Raw genomic sequence first — 18,020 nt, 5'->3', positions numbered from 1 at the left:
GTTTGATAGAAATGAATTGTGAAAACAAACACAAAGGGAGCGACAGCAAAAATGGAAACGTATATTGAACTGTACAATGGCGGCGAGTTAGAGGACCGGGCAGTCATCAATGACGGGATGACGTTCGGCCGGATCACGATTGTGGAATTATTCTATCAGACGGGCCATATTTTCGGATACGTGAAGGCCGATGGAGAGAAACGTTTCTTCCTCGAGCCGGTCGCCGGGGACGATACGTTCATCGTCGAAGGGGATCGTTATTCGCTCCAACAGTTCATCGCCCTATTTTGATGTTCACGACGCAAGCGACTCGCTTGCGTTTTTTTGTCGTTTTCGTCACGATTGAAGGTGAGGTGATGAGGATGAAACTAGTAGCAATTGAACCAACTCCAAGTCCAAATAACTTGAAGATTATCGTGGAGCCGGCTTTCACTGGCCGAGGCGTCACATATGACAAGGCGAGCCGTGACATGCCTCCGATTATCGAGGACATCGTCGGGTTGCGAGGGGTCAAGTCGGTCTATGCGGTTTCCGACTTCCTCGCCGTCGAACGCCATCCAAAACATGATTGGCACGACGTTATGAACGAGATTCGTCGCGCGTTCGGGGAAGACGTCCCGGAAGTCGAGGCGAACCAGATGGCGGCGGACTATGAACCGGTCCACGTATCGGTCCAGTTCGTACTCGACGTCCCGATGCAGTTAAAACTCGTCAAAGGTGACACCGAAAAACGTGTCGGTCTGTCGAAGAGGTTCGTCGACGCGGCGCTCGACGTGCAAGCACAAGTGAAAAACGTCATTCAAGACCGGCGTTGGGTCGAGCAAGCTCCGCGTTACGGAGAGCTCGAGGACGTGAGCGTCGTCGCGCAAGAAGAACTCGAGGCGGCTTATCCCGAAGAACGGGTCGCGCGCATCGTCGCCCGTGCGTTCGGTCGGGAAGCCGACTATGAAGCGAATGCGAACCAGTTGCAATCAGACGATTGGAAAGCGCGATTGGCGTTCTTGGACGAACTCGAGATCGTTCCGGACAACATGGTGTACTTCCGCCGTGCGCTCGAGGATAAAGTGATGGCGATCCGTCGACAAGCGGTCGTCATGATCGGCATGTTCGAAGAGAACCGCGAAGAGTACGTCACGTATATCGAACAGGCGCTCGTGGACTCGTCACCGATCGTCCGTCGTACGGCCGGCGATACGGTATCAGATTGGGCGTTGCCGCAGTCGCAGCCGTCGATGATCGAGGCGCTCAAAGATAAGAGCAAGCTTGTCCGTTGGCGGGCCGCCCGGTTCTTGTTCGATTGTGGAGATGAGCAAGCGGTGCCGGCATTGAAAATTGCCGAGGACGACCGCGAGTTCGAGGTTTCCCTTCAAGCTCGTCTCGCGAAGGAGCGAATCACGAGTGGAGAGACAGCGCTTGGGACGGTGTGGCAACAAATTTCGAATCGAACGAAGTAACAATCATTCGACAAACAAATATTTAATTTTTTTACAGTTACAGGGAAGAGAGACGAATCCTCATGCGATTCGTCTCTCTTTTCTCGTATTCAATTTGATAATTCATCCAAATGACTAACAATCGATACCAGTTATTCGACAGTTGGGTAAACGGGTCTTTTGGCCTGTCGAACGATGGGACGTTTTTCCTTGCGAATCGTTGATACACTAAACATATCTTATACCAACAAAGGAGCCATACTCATGATGCTTTTTGCAGAAACCCCAGAACTCGTAGCCTATAAGGAAGTCGTCGATGGTATGATCACGGTCATCTTTGAGTCGATTCACAGTGAGACGTTCTCGATCTCTGCACAAGTTCGTTCCGACATCGACGTCGCCGACGCGTTGTTCATGACTGGTTGGCAACAGTACGTGGAAAACGTCCAAGTTTCATAATAAAGGTGAATAATATACGTAAACCCATTACAAACGTCTGCACGAACGTTTACACTAGTGCTATAGACGTTTTTTTATTTTTCAGAGGAGAGTGGGATACGTGAAGAAGACTTGGTTATTGGCCATCGTCACGGCGATGATATTGGTTGTGGCGGCGTGCAGCAAAGAAGAAGCGAACCCGAGCGATGTGGACGACACCGCGTCGACACCGCCTGCTTTATTGACGCTCGATACGGACGTGAGCTACGATGCCGAATCGAAACAACTGTCGACGACGGTGTCGATGACGAATCCGAACGAGGAGCCCGTCAACGTGACGTTCAATTCGTCGCAACGCTTTCAGATGACGGTGATGAACGGTGATACGACCGTCTTCGATTACGGCAGTGAATATATGTTCACGGAATCGATTATCGAAGAGACGTGGGAACCAGGCGAGAAGAAAGTGTTCGATGAAGTGTTCCCGCTCACGCTCGAAGCCGGGGACTATACAGTCGATTTCGTCGGACTGGCCCAAGTCGACGGTGCACCTGAAATGGCGGTCACGGATCAACAGACATTGACGGTCGAAGCGGCGGAGCCACCGGCAGAAGAGGGAACGAGCGAAGAACCGGCGGAAGAGCCGACGGAAGAGCCGAGTGATCAGCCGGCCCAAACGAACGGTGCGTTCCGCGATGTCGCCATCAAACTGAACGGTAACGCGATCGACGTGTCTGGCTACACGGACGTCGAAGAGTTTGAGTGGAGTGTGTCGGACGGTCATAACCTATATGCTCAAGGCGCGGCAGAAGTGACGAGCGGCGGCTTTACGTTCGGCGCTCTATTGGACGAAGAACCTCCGGCCGGGAAAACGCTGTTCTTGGAGATGACACCGATTGGCGGAGACGTAGCCTCGTTCCGCATCCAATAAGCGAACGACGGAAACTGAGGTTTCCGTCGTTTTTTTTCGGGAATGAAACAAGTTGACGACACCGCCAGATTGTCAGACAATTAGGCAAACCGATATCAGTTAGGGAGGAAGTTGAGTATGCAGCAACATATTATCGAATCGACACATGTCAAACCATCGATTAACCCGGCCGAAGAAATTCGTCTTCGGACCGATTTTTTAAAGGCTTATGTTAAACGGGCCGGGGCGAAAGGGCTCGTCCTTGGCATCTCGGGTGGACAGGACTCGACGCTCGCCGGTAAACTCTGTCAGCAGGCGATGGAAGAGTTGCGTCAAGAAACGGGCGCGGAGTACACGTTCTACGCCGTCCGTCTTCCGTATGGGGAACAACATGACGAAGCGGATGCGAAGCGCGCCCTCGAATTCATCCGTCCGGACAAGACGTTCACGGTCAACGTGAAGCCGGCCGTCGACGCCTCGGCTGAAGCGTTCGCACAAGCGACCGGTCTTGAACTCGGTGACTTCCATAAAGGGAATACGAAAGCACGCGAGCGGATGAAAGTTCAATATGACATCGCCGCCACGTTCGGCGCGCTCGTCGTCGGTACGGACCATGCGGCTGAATATGTGACGGGCTTTTACACGAAGCACGGCGATGGGGCTGCCGACTTGACGCCGCTCACCGGACTCAACAAACGCCAAGGCAAGGCATTACTCCATGAACTTGGAGCGCATGAGAGTTTAATCTATAAAGTGCCGACGGCTGACTTAGAAGATGACAAGCCGGGACTCCCGGACGAGGTCGCTCTCGGGATGACGTATGATCAGCTCGATGACTACTTAGAAGGCAAAGAGATCGACCCGGCCATCGCCGAGCGGATCGAGACGATCTTCAAGCGGTCGCGCCATAAGCATCATATGCCAGCCTCGCTCTACGACGAGTGGTGGCAGTGACCATAGAGGACCAGCCCACGGGTTGGTTCTTTTTGTATGATGAGCCAAGTTCTGTATTGCCTTTGCCGGCACCCTCCGTTCCTGGGGCGATGCGGATGCCTCCGCAGCGCGAATCGCGCTTTACGGGGTCATCCTTGCATCGCTCTCCCCTAGGAGTTCGGATGCCGGCCTTGGCACTGGACAGTCAGACCGTCGCGATGGGGCACCGTGATTGCCCGCGGAAAGCATGGGCGCCGAAAAGGACGCGCGATTTAATCACACAAAAGAACCGATCCTTAGACCGGTTCTTTTGTGTATCACGTATTAGCGCTTCGAGCGTGTCGGCATGAATTGGATGAGCAAGATGAGCGTGAACGCGATCAAGCTGAGCAGCGGGATCGTGATGAACCCGAAATAGTTCACCCAACGAATCAAACAGTCGTTACTGCAGAACGCGTCGCCGTTCGGGATGCGTTCGAGAACGACGTGATAGAGGGCAATCGCCCAACCCGCCCCGGCCATGAGACCGACGAACAATTTGTTCACAGCACGGTTTGAGACCATAACCGTCAAATAATAGATGGCGAGCGGATACATAAATATGCGTTGGAACCAGCATAACTTGCATGGCACGTACAGCATGATTTCCGAGAAATAAAGACTGCCGAGCGTCGCGATGGTGGCGACAATAAAGGCAAAATGATGACGTTGCATCTGATTTCCTCCTGACGATTCAAAACTAATCGACAAACATGATATGATACAGTGAAGCAATAACGTATCCAGTATACAATCTTTGAAACGATAGAGAAACAGGTGACGTCATGCAAGTATCAGAAGTGGAAGTGTTGATCGTCCTCGCCGAGGAGTTGAACATGCGCAAAGCAGCGGAGCGGTTATTCGTCTCCCAGCCCGCGCTCAGTCAACGTCTCGTCACGATCGAGCACCAATGGGGTAAAAAGATATTCGTCCGTTCGACGCGCGGGCTCGCGCTCACACCAGACGGAGAAAAAATCATCGACTTCGCAAAGAAGATGTACAGCGAAGAACAGGAGCTGCGTGGGGAGTTGACGGCGCAACAAGGTGAGGTGTACGGTACATTAAAAATCGCCGTCGCGTCCATCATGGGACAGTATTGGCTGCCCCGCGTCTTGAAACGATTCATGGAGCGGTATCCGTCGGTCCGGGTCAAACTCGTGACGGGCTGGTCAAGCGAGATGATGCGCTATATGCTAGAAGAAAATTTTCATATCGGTATCATCCGGGGGAACCCTGACTGGCGCGGCGAGAAGATGAAACTGTTCTCAGATTCGCTCCACTTGGTCGATATGCGGATGACCGATTTGAAACAATTAAAAAACAACGAGCGCTCATTCATTCAATTCAAGAGCGACTCGACGTATTATCAAGAGATTCTCGAATGGTGGCAGGAACGATTCTCGAGCCCGCCGCTGACAACGCTCGTCGTTGATCAGATTGAGACGTGCAAACAGATGGCGCTCCATGGAATCGGCTTCGCGATTTTGCCGGAGTCGACGATCCGCGATGTCGAGGCGATCAATAAGATTCCGCTCACCTCGTCGAACGGGACACCGCTCGTCCGAGATACGTGGATGTTGTCGACCGAATCGATGCTCGAGTTGGCGCAAGTGAAGGCATTTTGGGAAATCGTGGATGAAGTGACAAAGGAGAGTGTGGAATGAGTTGGGCAATTGAAGCAAGACGGCAGTTACATTTGATTCCAGAACGAGGTTATGAAGAGTTCAAGACACAGGCGACGCTTGAGGAGTTGATCCGGTCCCTGAACTCGCCACGGGTGCATATCTCACACTGGCGCACCGGTCTGTTCGTCCGTGTCGATGGTCTTGTCGGTGAGAAGACGATTGGGTACCGAGCCGATATGGACGGCTTGCCGATCACAGAAGAGACAGGACTTGAGTTCGCCTCGGTCCATGAAGGGATGATGCACGCCTGTGGCCACGACGTTCACATGGCGATTGCCCTTGGGTTGATCAAACGTGCCGTCGAGAAGCCGCTCGACCACGACCTCGTCATTTTTTTCCAACCGGCAGAGGAAGGTCCGGGTGGTGCCGAGCCGATGGCCGTGTCGGAACTGTTCTATCATTTCCGTCCCGATGCAATGTTCGGCCTTCATGTGGCTCCGGAATATCCGGTCGGTACGATCGCCTCGCGCCCGGGTGTCTTGTTCGCGAGTGCGCGTGAACTGCATCTGACGATTCACGGAAAAGGCGGGCACGGGGCCTTCCCGCATGCCGGGATTGACGCCGTGATCGTCCAAGCTGCCTTAATCATGCAACTTCAAACGGTCATCTCACGGAACATCGATCCGATGGGAAGTGCTGTCATCTCGATCGGTAAGGTCGCGGCCGGCACGAAAGAGAACATCATCGCCGATACGGCGAAACTCGACGGGACGATCCGTGCGCTGTCGGATAAGGAGATGGTCGTGCTCGAAGGGCGTATCCGTCAAATCATCGCCGGAGTGGAGATGACGTATAACGTTCAAATCGACCTTGAGTTCGGCAATCGCTATCACGAGGTCGTCAATGACGAACGTTATTTGTTCCAGTTTGAAGAAGTAGTCGAAGAAGTCGGGTATTCGTACAAGACGTGTGTCCCCGCCATGACCGGCGAAGATTTTGGTTACATGTTGAAGCAAGTACCGGGCTTCATGGTCTGGCTCGGCGTGAACGATATGGGTTCAGGGCTCCATCAATCAACGCTCAATCCGGACGAGCGGGCGATCGATGTCGCCATCGAGCTGTTCGATCATTTCTTTCGAACAGCGATCATTAAATGAAGGGAGCGGACACGACGGTGTCCGCTTTTTTGTGCGAAATGTGTTGAATTGTGCGTGAACGGTTAAAAATTCGGGAAGTAAATAAGACTTGTAAAGCGTCGATATTGTTAATCATGCTCAAATGTGAACATTTTGCGAACTCAAGCATTGAGACATTACAGCGCTATATAAAATCATTATGATAAGGGTATCCAAGGGAAATCATCTGTGATGTTGCGCGATAGACATTGGTTTAAAGCGCTAGAGAGAGATAGGAGGTAATCAATAGATGTTTCAAGATCCTGTCCTGATGAGCCGGGCGTTAACGGCACTCACGTTGGGTTTCCACGTGATTTTTGCCACAATCGGCGTCGGGGTTCCACTTTTAATTTTGTTGGCAGAGTTTCTAGGCATTAAAAAGAAAGATCCGAAATATACCTTGATGGCCCGTCGTTGGTCACGGGGCTATGTCGTCACAGTAGCGGTCGGTGTTGTGACGGGTACGGCAATCGGGCTTCAGCTGTCCTTACTTTGGCCGAACTTGATGCGGGTAGCCGGTCAAACGATTGCACTCCCATTGTTCATGGAAACGTTCGCGTTCTTCTTTGAGGCGATTTTCCTCGGAATTTATTTGTACACGTGGGATCGATTTAAAAACCCGTGGCACCATATGCTTCTCGGGATTCCGGTCGCGGTCGGTGCCTTGTTCTCAGGTTTCTTCATTACGACCGTGAACAGCTTCATGAACCAACCGGTCGGATTTGATATCGTCGACGGACGGCTTGCCAACGTGAGCCCGCTTGAAGCGATGTTCAGCCCAGCGATGCCAACGAAAATGGCGCACGTCTTAACGTCGGCTATCTTGACGTCGGCGTTCATCCTTGCGGCGATCGCGGCCGTCCAGTTGCTCCGTCAGCGACGGAACCAGCTCGACAAGTTGTCAATCGAGTATCACAAAAAAGGACTACGCTTGACGATGACCGTCGCACTCATCTTCGCAATCGCGACTGCTCTTGTCGGGGACTTCTCAGGGAAATACTTGGCGAAATACCAGCCGGACAAATTGGCGGCTGCGGAGTGGCACTTTGAAACCTCCTCGGAAGCTGAGCTTATCCTAGGCGGCTGGCTCGAGGAAGACGGGGAAGGCGGTTACGAAGTACGTGGCGCTTTGAAGATTCCATACGCCTTGTCCATCTTAGCTGGCGGCGTACCGAACTACGAGGTAACAGGTCTTGATGAATTCGCGAAAGAAGACCAGCCACCGCTATTCATCCACTATCTGTTTGATGCGATGGTCGGGATCGGGATGCTCCTCGCACTGATTTCGTTCTTGTTCGTCCTCGGACGCTACATCAAGCGGTTACCGCAATTCAGTAAACCGATGCTCATCGCCATCGCAGCGGGTGGTCCGCTCGCGATGATGGCCATCGAGTTCGGCTGGTTCTTCGCCGAGTTCGGTCGTCAACCTTGGGCGCTTTATGATTTGATGCGCACGAGTGAAGCGGCCACGACATCAGCGAACGTCGGTTGGATGCTTATCGCCTTTGCGATCCTGTATGCAGTTCTTGGCGTAGTCACGGTGCTCGTCTTGACTCGTCTGTTCAAGGACAACCCAGTAGGGAAAGAACTAAAACAATCGGAGCATCGCGGTGAAGCGATGTTCGCGGATGAAGTGTGATCGGAGGGTATGACATGCAGATTCAAGAACTAGGGATTGCCGTACTATGGACGTTTTTGTACGGCTATCTCATCGTCGCATCGATTGATTTCGGTGCCGGCTTCTTCGCTTTCTATAGTAAGTACACGAAGCGTGACCACATGATCAACCGTCTGATTCAGCGGTACTTGTCACCGACATGGGAAGTGACGAACGTCTTCTTCGTCTTCTTCTTCGTTGGAATCGTCGGGTTCTTCCCGGATACGGCCTACTATTACGGGACAGCACTTCTCGTTCCGACTTCGGTTGTCTTGATTTTGTTGGCGATTCGCGGGAGCTTCTATGCGTTCGCCAACTACGGTTCAAAAGAGAGCACGTTTTACATGTTCTTGTACGGGGCAACCGGCCTCTTGATCCCAGCCTCGATGTCGACCGTCCTCACGGTCAGTCAAGGCGGATTCATCAATGAGACCGAGTCCGGCGTCTTCTTTGACGGCATGAAGTTGTTCACCAACTTCTACTCATGGACCGTTGTCTTCTTGGCAATCGTGTCGGTGCTCTACATCAGTGCCATGTTCCTTTTATTCTACGCGGACAAAGCGCGTGACGTTCAAGCGGTCCCGCTCGTTCGGAAGTGGGCCTTGTTCTGGAGCGTGCCGACGATTATTGCCTCGGGCCTCGTCTTCTTCGGGTTGAAGTCGCAGGCGGCTTGGCATTATGAGAGCATTTTGGCAGGCAACTGGTGGTGGTTCGCCGCAAGTTTCATCTTCTTCGTCGTAGCGGTTTCATTCGTCTACTTGAAGCGGAACTACGGCCTCGCTTTCTTGATGGTCATGGGTCAATTCTTCATGGCTTGGTTCGGATATGGTTATACGCACTTGCCATATATCCTTTATCCGTACATCGACATCAACGGAAGCGTCGTCAACGAATCGATGGCGGTCGCACTCGTCGTCGTCTTCATCCTCGGATTGCTCCTCCTCGTACCGGCGCTGTATCTCTTACTTCGCCTGTTCTTGTTCGACAATGACTATGTACGCGGAAAGCGTTCGAGTGGTAAAGCATAAGACCGGATGATTCCGGTCTTTTTTTGTATAGTTTTTTTTGAGGGAATCGGTTACACTGTACGAAGAATCGGGAACAGAAACAGCGTAGGAAAGGGATGTATGAAATTATGACAGGTGAATTTGCAGTCATCGGATTAGGACGGTTTGGCGGCTCGATCGTTCGTGAATTGTCGGCGAACGGTTATGACGTGTTGGCCATCGATGCCGATGAAGAACGCGTCAACGAGTTTATGGGATTGGCGACACATGCGGTCATCGCGGATACGACAGACGAGAACGTATTGAAGAGTCTCGGCATTCGTAACTTTGAGCACGTCATCGTGGCGATCGGGGAAAACATTCAAGCCTCGATTTTGACGACGCTCATTTTGAAGGAGCTCGGCGTTCAAATCATTACCGTGAAGGCGACGAACGATTATCACGAGAAAGTGTTGCGCCGCATCGGAGCCGATAACATCGTCCACCCGGAACGCGACATGGGTGTTCGGATCGCGAACGGGTTGATGAGTCAAAGCATCCTCGACTACCTCGAACTCTCGAACGAACACTCGATCGTTGAAATCAAAGCGTCGGATAAGTTGTCGAACAAGTCGCTCATCGACTTGGACCTCCGTGCTAAATACGGCGTCAACATCGTCGCCGTTCGCCGCGACGACGACGTCATCATCTCCCCGCAAGCCGACGAGATGATTCTGCCAGAAGATATCTTGATTATTATCGGCAAAGATACAGACTTGGACCGACTCGAACGTACCCTTCGGTCTAGATAAAAACGAGAGGCGCGCGCCTCTCGTTTTTTTAGATGAGCTTCATTTGTTTTAAGCCGTACTCGATGCCATCCTCGAGAATCGACTTTGTGACGAAGTCGGCAACTTCTTTCGCCTCGGTCCGGGCGTTGCCCATCGCGATACCGGTCCCGACGTATTCGAGCATAGCCAAGTCGTTCAAGGCGTCGCCGAACGCATACGTGTTTTCGAGCCTGTACCCGTTCGCCTCGATGAAGTGGCGAATGCCATCGGCCTTGCTCGCCCCGCGATTGATGACGTCCATGGCGTGGGGGTGCCAACGGATGAAATCAAATTCGCCGTACGCGTCCAAGTAATGATGCTCTTCTTCTGGTGTACAGTAAAGTAACGTCTGATAGACGGCTTGTTCGATATGGAAGTTCGGTTCGTAAGTCGGGATCGGCATATCGAGTTCTCCAAGCGACTGTTCGACGACATGGTCGTTTGCTTTCGTCGCTCCGCCCCGATCTTGGCCGAGGTAGACGAGCGTGTGGTCGTTCGAACCGGCATGCGTTGTCAGGCGGTGGAGAGCATCTGTCGGTAAGGCATTTCGGTAGACGACCTCACCTTGATGGACGACGATTTGTCCGTTGTAACAGACGAAACTCTCAATCCCGACTTGCGCGGGGATATCCGACAGCATCGCTGGACCGCGACCGGTCGCGATAAACGTCTCGACGCCGTTCGCGCGGAGTTGTTCGATGGCTTTGATTGTCGAAGGTGGAATGTACGATCCTTCGTGGAGCAACGTCCCATCGATATCAAAAAAGACTACTTTCTTATCTTCCATGTTGTTTCACCATGCTTTCTCTGTCTTTATGAAGTCAGTTTTATACTAAAAAGCATAACATGAAATTGAGAAACCGCCCTCAATCTAACGTCATTAGTGAAATATTGTCACAATATAAGCTATAATGAAGAAAGAATCTTACGGAGGCATAATTTTTATAGCGAGAATCACTTATGTATCACATAGATGAACATCAACTACTTGTAGTAAGGAGAGATTAAATGAAGTTTGTAAAGAACCACCAAACAGCTGTGTTTGCCTTAGGCGGACTCGGAGAAATCGGGAAGAACACGTACGTCGTTCAATTCCAAGATGAGATTATCGTCATCGATGCGGGCATCATGTTCCCGGAGGATGACTTGCTTGGAATCGATTACGTGATCCCTGATTACTCGTACTTGATTAAAAACAAAGATAAAGTCAAAGGGGTGTTCATCACCCACGGTCACGAAGACCACATCGGTGGTATCCCGTTCCTGTTGAAACAAGTGAAATTGCCGATCTACGCGACGAAGCTCGCGCTCGGCTTGATTAAAGTGAAGTTAGAGGAGCATGGATTGCTCCGCGAAGCGGAACTGCATGAGATTGATGAGGACGCCATCGTCAAGTTCAGAAAAACGAGCATCTCGTTCTTCCGCACGACTCACTCGATTCCGAACTCGCTCGGTGTCGTCGTTAAGACCCCACAAGGGAATATCGTCCATACGGGTGACTTCAAATTTGACTTCACACCGGTCGGCGAACCGGCTGACATCGCGAAGATGGCAGACATCGGGAAAGAAGGCGTGCTCTGTCTCTTGTCTGATTCGACGAACGCAGAAGTCGAAGGCTTCACGATGAGTGAGAAAGTCGTCGGTGGCACGATCAGCGAGACGTTCCGGAAAGCGGAAGGCCGCATCATCTTCGCCACGTTCGCCTCGAACATTTATCGTCTGCAACAAGTCGTCGATGCGTGTGCCGAAACAGGCCGCCACTTGGCCATTTTCGGCCGCTCGATGGACAAAGTCATGACGATTGGGCAAGAGCTCGGTTTCATCAACGTGCCAAAAGGCATGATCATCGAAGCGAATCAGTTACGGAACTATGAGCCGCACGAAGTGGCAATCCTTTGTACTGGTTCGCAAGGCGAGCCGATGGCAGCGCTCAGTCGCATCGCCAACGGGACACACCGCCAAGTATCAGTTATTCCTGGCGATACGGTCATCTTCTCGTCGTCACCGATTCCGGGGAACGCCATCTCGGTCGGGAAGACGATCGACCAATTGTATAAAGCCGGCGCGGACGTCGTCTACGGCAAGTTGACGAACATCCACACGTCGGGCCACGGTTCGCAACAAGAGCAATTACTCATGATCCGTTTGCTGAACCCGAAATTCTTTATGCCGATTCACGGCGAGTACCGCATGTTGGTGAAACACGCTGAACTCGCAGAGTCGGTCGGCATCCCGAAAGAAAACAGCTTCATCATGGATAACGGAGAAGTGCTCGCGGTCGACGCCGACTCGGCGGCCATCACGGGTAAAATCTCGGCTAACGCGGTTTATGTGGACGGGAACGGCATCGGGGACATCGGCAATATCGTCTTACGCGATCGCCGCATCCTTTCAGAAGATGGGCTCGTCGTTGTCGTCATCAGCATTGACGGCAAGACGCGTAAACTCGTCTCCGGTCCAGACATCATTTCACGCGGCTTCGTCTATATGCGCGAATCGGGCAGCTTGATTCGTGACGGCGAGCGCTTGCTCAAGAAGACGGTCGAGCAAGGGTTGTCGAACAAACAGATGAAGTGGTCGGAGTTGAAACAACTCGTCTCGGATACACTCACGCCATACTTGGCACAAAAAACACGAAGACACCCAATGGTTCTTCCGATCATCATGGAAGTATGACCGAGCGGGCTGTAGGGGACTACAGCCCGTTTTTTAGAGGACTACAATATAAGGAGATGGTGCCGGATGGAACGCAAGAAACGGAAGAAAGGTTGGTTGAAATGGGGCCTGGCCGCATTCGCCTTACTCTTCCTCATCACGATGGTATACCATCAAGTCAAACCGTTGCCGGACGGCGTGTCGCGTGCGTCGGAACCGGTCGCGATTTCGGATGACCAAATCGATTTTTTATTTGATTTGACGTATCAAGGGGAAGACACGGAAGTGAACGAGCAAGAGATCTTTCAAGACGTCGAGCGGTCAATCCGCGAGGCACGGGAATATATCGTCATGGACTTTTTCTTATTCAACCCATATTCGAATGAAGACCGACAATATCCAGACATCACGGCCAGTCTATCATCGGCCTTGCTCGAACAGATGAAAGCCTATCCGGACATGAACGTCGTCTTGATCACCGATGAAATCAATACGACGTATAACGGACACGCGTCCGATCATCTCGACGTCTTGAAGGAAGCGGGCGCCGAGATCGTTTACACGAACCTCGATGCGCTCCGCGACCCGAACATCTTATACTCGACGCTGTATCGGATCGGGTTCCAATGGTTCGGGGACAGCCAGAACGGCTGGTTGCCGAACCCGATGGCAAAATCGGCACCGGACATCACGATCCGGTCGTATTTACGGCTGTTGAACGTGAAAGCGAACCACCGCAAAGTGATGGTGACCGAGAATGACGGCTTCGTCTTATCGGCCAACCCACACGATGCGAGCGGGTATCATTCAAACGTCGGGGTGCGGCTCGATGGCCCGATTTTAGCGGACATCCTCGAAGGGGAGGAAGCGATCGCGACGTTCTCGAAAGGGGATGCCGAACGTTTCCCAAGCGAGGAGAAACTCGCGAATCTGCGCGACGAGCCGTCGGAAGGCCCGATGCAAATCCGCTACGTCACGGAATCCAAGATTCAGGACGCCGTCATCAAGGCGATGGAAGAAGCGGAATCAGGTGAGACGATTTGGATCGGCATGTTCTACTTGGCCGACCGAAACATCATTCAAGCCATTCATGAGGCCGCTGAGCGCGGCGTCTTCGTCAAACTGATTCTTGACCCGAATACGAACGCGTTCGGGCGCGACAAGTCAGGATTGCCGAACTTGCCGGTCGCCGCGGAATTGAACACGGTGAACCCGGAGCAAATCGAGATTCGGTGGTACGAAGTCGGCGAAGAGCAGTACCACCCGAAGATGCTGTACGTGGAAGGGGACCGTCGCGTCGTCGTCATCGGGTCAAGCAACTACACGACCCGCAACATGAACGACTATAACCTCGAAGCGGACGTTGAAGTCGTGACGACGACGGAGACGGAATTCATTCGCGAAGTCGACGGCTACTTCAAACAGCTATGGAACAACGAACAAGGGACGTACACGCTCGCCTATGATGAGATTCAGACCGATTTACCAATCGGGAAGTATTTGATTTATTGGTTGCAGAAGTTGACGTGGACGATGACCTATTAAGTCGAACCCGCCTTCGCAGGAAGGCGGGTTTTTGTTTGCGGATGGTGGATGTTGGTGAACGTCATTTTGGCTTTCACCGGCGTTTGCTTCGGTCGACAGACGCCGGTCAATCCAAATAACTTGCCACGTAATGCGAGGATGATGACCGGACGAGTACCTATAATCATGATACCGAACAAAACCCGCCCTCATGAGAAGGCGGGTTTTCGTCAATTCGTTTCGACAGGGTTAAACTCGTTCGAATACTCGTACAAGAAGCGTCCTGTCTCCCGGAGGACGTCTGTCTTCCGGTGGAGCGAGAAGTGATCGTACGGCACGGTCTCCGTGTCGATATTGTTCGTGTATTCTTCGAGTAGGAGCGAGCTGGATGGTTCGATCAAGTTGAACTCGCCGCCGCGTCCCGAGAAGGAGAACACTTGGACAGAGCGTGGCCACGTCTCCAGTTTTTCTTGGAACGCCTGCAGCCCGTCAGAACTCGGGGACAAATCCCGGATGGCCGGACTGCCGGTATTGATCCCGAAATTACTGGCGGACAGACCGAAGTTGGCGAGGCGTGTCCCGGCGAACGGACTATCATACGTCACGAACTTGTCGATGATGTAGTCTTCTTGATTCAAGATATAGTTCGCTGCCGCGACGCCGCCCATGCTGTGGCCGATCAAATACATCCGGTCGAACGAACGGTTTCGTTCCTGTTTATAGCGTTCGATCGCCGCATTCAACCACTTCGTCTGGTTGTTGAGCGATGCCTCGGCATCCTCATATTCAATCCGGACAATCGGTCGCATCGAATTATAGTCGTTGATGACGCAGTCGACCGCACCTTTCGCCGTCACGGTACAGAGCGCCCCATCTTTGGCCAATCCACGCTGTTCCATATACTGCGAGAAGCGGAGGAATGTGCGGTCGGTCCCGAGCAACCCGTGCACGGCGAACGTCGGGATGAACTCGTCCGTTTGGGCCGCTTGGCGAATTGCTTCGGTCTTCCGTTCGGTCGTCAATTCTTCGCGGATCGTCACGATGATCAAGGCGAGTGTCAAGACGAGAATCAATCCACCGAAAATACGGGACCGAATCGATGTCTTGTCTGGATTGCCGACGTTTTTGCGGTACTTCCGCCAGACGAAAAAACCGATCAGGGCGAGGGTGAGGCCGACGACGATCGTGATGATCCATGCTTTGACGTTCGGCACGTGGGCGACGAGTGTCATGTTGTTTTGACGGCCGCCGTACACTTGCCACTCGACATGTTTCATGGAACGCAAATCGAGTCCGGTTCCGTCTTCGACGAACACGCCGGTCGGCACCGTCAAATTGAACCGAATATCGGCTTGACGAACGTACCGCTCTGCTAATTGCTTCGGCGAGCCGCTCAAATTCACGCCGGGTAGGTCGACACGGTCGAGCCGAAGGTCGAGATTCGTATTGAGCACATACGAGTCAAACCATATCCCGTCCTCTTTTGCGACATCGAATTTCACATCGGGAGGGACAAGGATACCGGCCGGACCGGTTTTCCATTCTTCTTTGATGTTTTGAAGGTCATCGACATGATCGAACGTCTTCTTCAGCACCATGCCCTCGTAATCGTCCTCACTCGAGTAGTCACGTGTCGCATATCCATTCTCATTCGCCTGTTGTTTCCATGTATCCCAATCGAGCCGCAAATTGAGCAGCTTCATGACCGGATGGTCACGGAAAGCATACGTCGTCTCTAACGTGACCGATTGGTCGTAGTGGACGGTCGCATCATATTCGATTCGGACACATCCCCCGATTAAAAGAAACAGAAATGGGAATACTAACAACAGTGCCTTTTTTTTCAAGCTCGTCACCTCAAATCGGCTCACCGTAGGTCTCTAACGGGTTGGTCGTGTTGATGCGGTCGTAAAAGAGCACCCCATCTAAATGGTCGAGCTCATGTTGACAGACGATGGCGCGCATACCGCGGAGCCGCAATTTAATCGGGGCGCCGTCACGGTCGAACCCTTCAATCGTGATGCGTCGGTATCGGGGCACGTTGCCTTTGACGACACGGTCGACAGATAGACAGCCTTCACCGCCATTCAAGTACGTCTGTTCGACCGAGTGGCTCGTAATCTTCGGATTGAAGATGGATAGTTTGAACGTCTCTTCTTCTTCGTGGAGCAGGACCGTGAAAAAGCGGCGATTGACGCCGAGTTGTGGTGCGGCGATGCCGACACCGCCCCGAAGTTCATACTTCGCGCTCATCTCTGGATCCTGGCTATTGACGAGGAACGTCTCCATCTCGTCGAGTAGCGCGAGGTCTTCTGCCGTCGGTGGGACCGGCACTTCGATTGAGCGGGCGCGGAGCCGCTCGTCTCCTTCACGAATCACATCTTTCATCGTTAACATGCAAAACTTCCTTTCCCATTGCGATATGACCAATTATATCATATTTATTAGTCATTTCGCTTAGATGGTACAGAAGGTGAAATGAAAATGATACAGAGGCGAAATAAGGGAAAAGATGTGTTGATGTAAGCGTTTTTATAGAGTGAGCATATTTTTTGCGTTATTATAACAACCCGTTTTATACTGACTAGGAAACGGCAGGATAAGTGTAACTTTCCTGAATCACGTTAATACAGATTGCTTTTTTGGACAGATACACTTAAGATTTGAGGTAGTGTTTGATCACAAAAAAGACAATTGTCTCATAGTTGAAAGGATGAGGTGAAACGAATGAACAACGTTCAGGTACTTCAAAACGTGGAAGAAAACTTCCAAACGTTCCGTATTCTCGACGAGAAGGGCGAGGTCGTCAACCAAGACGCAATGCCAGATGTAACGGACGAGCAACTTCAGGAGCTTATGCGCCGCATGGTTTATACACGAATCTGGGACCAACGTGCCATCTCGCTCAACCGTCAAGGACGCCTAGGTTTCTACGCGCCAGTGGCTGGTCAAGAAGCAACGATGATCGGGACGCAATATGCGCTCGACAAACAAGACTGGATTCTTCCAGGCTACCGTGATATCCCGCAACTCGTATTCCACGGACTTCCGCTTTATCAAGCGTTCTTGTTCTCACGTGGTCACGTCGCAGGTAACCGTATCCCTGAAGACGTCAACGTCTTGATGCCACAAATCATCATCGGGGCACAAATCATCCAAACTGCGGGTGTGGCGATGGGCCTCAAACGCAACGGCAACACAAACGTCGCCATTACTTACACGGGTGACGGTGGTTCATCACAAGGTGACTTCTACGAAGGATTGAACTTCGCAGGTGCATTCAAATCACCAGCCATCTTCGTCGTTCAAAACAACCGCTTCGCTATCTCGACACCTGTTGAGAAGCAAACTGCAGCTAAAACGATCGCGCAAAAAGCTGTCGCAGCGGGAATCAACGGAATTCAAGTTGACGGAATGGACGTTCTTGCTGTCCTCGCCGCAACACAACAAGCGCGTAAAGACGCACTTGATGGAACTCCGACGCTCATCGAAGCACTCACATACCGTTACGGACCACATACGCTCGCTGGGGATGACCCAACACGTTACCGTACGAAAGAACTCGATACAGAGTACCAAGAGAAAGATCCGCTCGTACGTTTCCGCCTCTTCCTCGAAGGCAAGAAGCTTTGGAACGAAGACATGGAAAACGAAGTCATCGAGCAAGCGAAAGCAGACGTGAAAGAAGCGATCAGCCTCGCCGACAAAGAACCAAAACAAAAAGTTTCGGACTTCATCAACAACATGTACGAAACACTTCCTTCAAACTTGAAAGAGCAGCTTGAAGAATATACAGCAAAGGAGTCGAAGTAAGT

At 52.0% G+C, this 18,020-nt stretch carries 18 protein-coding genes; 13 read left to right on the top strand and 5 right to left on the bottom strand.

Features of this window, described 5'->3' with window-relative positions:
* Positions 1-51 precede the first annotated feature (51 nt).
* From FED52_RS09310 to nadE, 5 genes are all read left to right on the top strand, one after another.
* On the top strand, positions 52-291 hold the full coding sequence (locus FED52_RS09310; RefSeq protein WP_138859680.1) for a hypothetical protein: 240 nt from the start codon (positions 52-54) through the stop codon (positions 289-291).
* Between the two features lie 71 nt (positions 292-362).
* Positions 363-1,454, top strand: a complete 1,092-nt coding sequence (locus FED52_RS09305; RefSeq protein ID WP_138859679.1) for a virulence factor — start codon at positions 363-365, stop codon at positions 1,452-1,454.
* Positions 1,455-1,697: 243 nt separating this feature from the next.
* Positions 1,698-1,892: a hypothetical protein gene (locus FED52_RS09300; protein WP_021066980.1), complete on the top strand. Its 195-nt coding sequence runs from the start codon at positions 1,698-1,700 to the stop codon at positions 1,890-1,892.
* A gap of 100 nt (positions 1,893-1,992) precedes the next feature.
* A complete protein-coding gene (locus tag FED52_RS09295) occupies positions 1,993-2,802 on the top strand; it encodes a BsuPI-related putative proteinase inhibitor (RefSeq protein WP_240731243.1) in 810 nt (269 codons plus the stop codon).
* A gap of 117 nt (positions 2,803-2,919) precedes the next feature.
* Entirely contained in the window at positions 2,920-3,735 is an 816-nt protein-coding gene (nadE, locus tag FED52_RS09290; protein ID WP_138859678.1) for an NAD(+) synthase, read from the top strand.
* 303 nt (positions 3,736-4,038) lie between these two features.
* Here the strand turns inward: nadE and FED52_RS09285 are convergent, their stop codons facing one another.
* Complete coding sequence (locus FED52_RS09285) at positions 4,039-4,428, bottom strand: disulfide bond formation protein B (protein ID WP_138859677.1); 390 nt, start codon at positions 4,426-4,428, stop codon at positions 4,039-4,041.
* Positions 4,429-4,538: 110 nt separating this feature from the next.
* Between FED52_RS09285 and FED52_RS09280 the strand changes: the two genes are divergently transcribed.
* The 5 genes from FED52_RS09280 (at position 4,539) to FED52_RS09260 (ending at position 10,008) form a co-directional block, all read left to right on the top strand.
* On the top strand, positions 4,539-5,417 hold the full coding sequence (locus tag FED52_RS09280; RefSeq protein WP_034776997.1) for a transcriptional regulator CcpC: 879 nt from the start codon (positions 4,539-4,541) through the stop codon (positions 5,415-5,417).
* Positions 5,414-6,535, top strand: a complete 1,122-nt coding sequence (locus FED52_RS09275; protein WP_138859676.1) for an N-acetyldiaminopimelate deacetylase — start codon at positions 5,414-5,416, stop codon at positions 6,533-6,535. The genes FED52_RS09280 and FED52_RS09275 overlap by 4 nt, the downstream gene beginning before the upstream one ends.
* A 268-nt stretch (positions 6,536-6,803) precedes the next feature.
* Positions 6,804-8,192: a cytochrome ubiquinol oxidase subunit I gene (locus FED52_RS09270; RefSeq protein ID WP_034777000.1), complete on the top strand. Its 1,389-nt coding sequence runs from the start codon at positions 6,804-6,806 to the stop codon at positions 8,190-8,192.
* A 14-nt stretch (positions 8,193-8,206) separates the two neighbouring features.
* Complete coding sequence (locus FED52_RS09265; RefSeq protein ID WP_138859675.1) at positions 8,207-9,238, top strand: cytochrome d ubiquinol oxidase subunit II; 1,032 nt, start codon at positions 8,207-8,209, stop codon at positions 9,236-9,238.
* 107 nt (positions 9,239-9,345) lie between these two features.
* Positions 9,346-10,008, top strand: a complete 663-nt coding sequence (locus FED52_RS09260) for a potassium channel family protein (protein WP_034779811.1) — start codon at positions 9,346-9,348, stop codon at positions 10,006-10,008.
* Between the two features lie 28 nt (positions 10,009-10,036).
* On the opposite strand, the gene FED52_RS09255 is transcribed toward FED52_RS09260, so the two are convergent.
* On the bottom strand, positions 10,037-10,813 hold the full coding sequence (locus FED52_RS09255) for a Cof-type HAD-IIB family hydrolase (protein ID WP_034777002.1): 777 nt from the start codon (positions 10,811-10,813) through the stop codon (positions 10,037-10,039).
* A gap of 221 nt (positions 10,814-11,034) precedes the next feature.
* Between FED52_RS09255 and rnjA the strand changes: the two genes are divergently transcribed.
* Complete coding sequence (gene rnjA / locus FED52_RS09250; RefSeq protein ID WP_138859674.1) at positions 11,035-12,702, top strand: ribonuclease J1; 1,668 nt, start codon at positions 11,035-11,037, stop codon at positions 12,700-12,702.
* A 66-nt stretch (positions 12,703-12,768) separates the two neighbouring features.
* Positions 12,769-14,226, top strand: a complete 1,458-nt coding sequence (locus tag FED52_RS09245; protein ID WP_138859673.1) for a phospholipase D family protein — start codon at positions 12,769-12,771, stop codon at positions 14,224-14,226.
* On the opposite strand, the gene FED52_RS09240 is transcribed toward FED52_RS09245, so the two are convergent.
* The 3 genes from FED52_RS09240 to def are packed head-to-tail and all read right to left on the bottom strand — an operon-like array spanning position 14,223 to position 16,602.
* Entirely contained in the window at positions 14,223-14,405 is a 183-nt protein-coding gene (locus tag FED52_RS09240) for a hypothetical protein (RefSeq protein ID WP_138859672.1), read from the bottom strand. The genes FED52_RS09245 and FED52_RS09240 overlap by 4 nt on opposite strands.
* Before the next feature lie 30 nt (positions 14,406-14,435).
* Positions 14,436-16,061: an alpha/beta hydrolase gene (locus FED52_RS09235; protein ID WP_138860322.1), complete on the bottom strand. Its 1,626-nt coding sequence runs from the start codon at positions 16,059-16,061 to the stop codon at positions 14,436-14,438.
* 1 nt (position 16,062) lies between these two features.
* Positions 16,063-16,602, bottom strand: a complete 540-nt coding sequence (gene def, locus FED52_RS09230) for a peptide deformylase (protein ID WP_021066993.1) — start codon at positions 16,600-16,602, stop codon at positions 16,063-16,065.
* 330 nt (positions 16,603-16,932) lie between these two features.
* Between def and pdhA the strand changes: the two genes are divergently transcribed.
* Positions 16,933-18,018 carry a pyruvate dehydrogenase (acetyl-transferring) E1 component subunit alpha gene (gene pdhA, locus FED52_RS09225; RefSeq protein ID WP_034777009.1) on the top strand — a complete coding sequence of 362 codons (1,086 nt, stop codon included), beginning with the start codon at positions 16,933-16,935 and terminating at the stop codon, positions 18,016-18,018.
* Positions 18,019-18,020: the final 2 nt, after the last annotated feature.

This window comes from Exiguobacterium mexicanum (genome assembly GCF_005960665.1).
GTDB lineage: Bacteria > Bacillota > Bacilli > Exiguobacteriales > Exiguobacteriaceae > Exiguobacterium > Exiguobacterium mexicanum_A.
Note: the sequence above shows the minus strand (reverse complement) of the source record. Positions and strands in the feature narration are given on the sequence as shown.